General features: G+C 38.4%; 3 protein-coding genes. 2 read left to right on the top strand and 1 reads right to left on the bottom strand.

Annotated elements, in window-relative coordinates; translation table 11 throughout:
• A partial coding sequence (locus F6K13_RS26885; RefSeq protein ID WP_287288973.1) for a transposase occupies positions 1 to 515 on the top strand: 515 nt, incomplete at its 5' end.
• Between the two features lie 97 nt (positions 516 to 612).
• A complete protein-coding gene (locus F6K13_RS26890) occupies positions 613 to 2361 on the top strand; it encodes a hypothetical protein (protein WP_124146039.1) in 1749 nt (582 codons plus the stop codon).
• Positions 2362 to 2451: 90 nt separating this feature from the next.
• Here the strand turns inward: F6K13_RS26890 and F6K13_RS26895 are convergent, their stop codons facing one another.
• Complete coding sequence (locus tag F6K13_RS26895) at positions 2452 to 2604, bottom strand: hypothetical protein (RefSeq protein WP_287288975.1); 153 nt, start codon at positions 2602 to 2604, stop codon at positions 2452 to 2454.
• Positions 2605 to 2803 lie beyond the last annotated feature (199 nt).

Here is a 2803-nt window from a genome sequence, read left to right on the forward strand (position 1 = left end):
TTAAGAAAAAAAAGAAGGGGTCAAATAATTGGTTAAAACTTCAGAACACAATAGCTAAGTTACATGAAAAAATAGCTGATGCTAGACGAGATTGGCATTTCAAACTAGCCCATCAAATTTGCGATTTAACAGATAATATTTTTGTTGAAGATATTAACTTCAAATCTTGGTCTAAAGGTATTGTGAGAAAAAAATCTTTAGATTCTGGTATCGGTCAATTTATTAATGAAATATTGCCTTATATTTGCTGGAAAAGAGGTAAGTATTACGCCAAAGTAGACAAAAATTATACTTCTCAAGAATGTCCTAAATGTGGTCATATAGGGAAGAAAAAACTTTCTGATAGAAAGCATAATTGCAGCCATTGTAATTATCAAGAAAATCGCGATGTAGCTGCAGCAAAAATAATTAAGAATAGAGGATTGATAGCGGTAGGGCATACCGTTAAAGAAAAAGCTTGTGGAAACGGTCTGACAGGGGTACAACTCAACTTGTTTGATTTGTTATCTAGTTAAGAGTTCTTGAAGCAAGAATCACCTGTTATAATCTCTGATTTAACGGGCGAGTGTCAACACAAATATTATATATATATAGATTTGGAGAGGAGTCTAGATGACTAGAATCCATTCATCCGATGCCACTCCTGAACGTAGTTGGCAACAAAATATAGAAAATCAATTCCATAATGCTAGACTTTCATCTAGCTTACTTAAATCTTTGACGGCAACTATTTTGCTAACCCTAACTGTTGGATGTATTCCCACTCAACATTTTCAGAGCAAAATATCTCCTACCTCAGAGAAAAATCTTATATCAGTTAATAACTGTGATTTAACTTCCGCCAAAGAAAATAACTCAAAAATTTCTCTAGTCTCTCAAAATGCCAATGCTACTCAATGTGCTTCTGTAGACCCGTTTAGTCAAGCAGTTAGGTTTGCCACAAAAGCCTCACAGTTAGCTCAGTCCGCGAGAACTAAACAACAGTGGGATAAGGTTGCCCAAGAATGGGTACAGGCAGTTGCTTGGATGCAAGCTGTACCACCAGGAAACCCTAGACGTGCTTTTGCTGAGAAAAAAGTTGCTGAGTATATGAGAAACTTAGCTTACTCTCAAAAACAAGCAGCTTCTGCACGTTCTCAGTATAATCCTGTTTCCTTCAATAGTGATATTCTCGACACTCAGTTAGAACTTTATCTGTCTTTCGTTGCTACTGTCGGTCCGCCAGATGTTTTAATTGTGGGTAGTTCCCGTGCTTTATATGGGGTCGATCCGCAACAACTACAACAATATTTAGTAGCTAAAGGCTATCGTCCGTTAAACATATTTAACTTTAGCATTAATGGGGCAACTGCTAGAGTAGTAGACTTTCAACTGCGTCAACTTTTGAGCAATAATCAACTGCCAAAATTAATTATTTGGGCGGATGGAGTACGAGCTTTTAATAGTGGACGAGTAGATCGAACTTATAATTCAATTGTTGCTTCTGAGGGAAAAAGAAAATTACTTTCTGGTGTTCGTCCTCAGTTACCTCGCGCTCAGTCTAATTTTGCTTCTACCTGTTATCAGTTTCCCAAACCTTATAATGTATTTGCACCTCCATACTCTCCTTTTGAGATATCGCGAGGAGAAGCAATGGAAGTTAGTTATAGCGAACAGACAACAGCGGTGGGACTCCGCGTCGGTGACAGAAGCAAGCAGTGGGAGCCAGGTAAGGAAACCTTGCTATGGGAACTTGCAGCAACAGAGGGAACGCATACCAACAGAGGAAATACCGGAGTAGGAAATAATTCTAATATTCTTTATCCTGACTATTTTAAGACTACCCAATATTCTTATAAACCCCTATCGCAAAACTCCTCAAACTTAACATCTTATCCTCAATATTCTACTCAACCTGTACAAACAGTAGCGATCGCCGATGTTGCCAATGCTATTGATGCTAATGGGTTTCTACCAATGGATGGGCGATTTAATCCTTCCTATTATTATCAGCGACGACCTTATGTAGCAGGGCTTTATGATGGCGACTATGCTGGTTTTTATCTTGGGGGTACTCAGGCTACAGCTTTAACTTCCGTTGTTAATTTTACTAAATCTCGCAATATTCCTTTAGTTTTTGTTAATTTACCTCTTTCTGATAGTTATTTAGATTCTGTGCGTTGGTCTGCTGAAGAAGACTTTCATCAGTGGATGCAGAGTCGAGCAAGAGAAAATGGTTTTACATTCCTAAATTTCAATTTATATCAGCCTCAACTCGCCAAAAATGAATATTTCTTTGACCCCAGTCATCTAAATCGTTATGGTGCTGCTGCTGTAGCTCGTTATATTGCTGCTAGTACTAGAATTTCTTGGCCACGTTGAAGTAGGTCGTAGGTTGTAGGGATATTCGGCGTTGGTAATTTGAGGTATGATATCATGTCTGGATAAGATCGCGATAGAACTCCGTGACCTTTACGCGACCAAAAAACTTTCTCCTTTTACTCGGGGTTTCTTCTTCTTTCTTCCCTCCTGACTCGGTCCTCCTGACTCCCCCTCTTGGGAGGGGCGCGCGGGTGGGTTGACTCCTAAAGAATTAAGATTAATATCATACACGCGCTTTACCAACGCCGGATATTCTATGGAATGTCCCTACTATGAAGAAGGTGATAGGTTTTAGGCTTGATCTGGACCTATTCCACTATTTTTAACAAGCTTATTTGTTTAAGTAAAATGTTCTTGAAAAGCTTAATTTTTCATTTTTAACTCTCAAAATATTTAGGTTTTTTAGCAAAAATCCTATTAGTGGGATAGGTTCATCAAGTCT

Source organism: Okeania sp. SIO2B9 (genome assembly GCF_010672505.1).
Classification (GTDB): Bacteria; Cyanobacteriota; Cyanobacteriia; order Cyanobacteriales; family Microcoleaceae; genus Okeania; species Okeania hirsuta.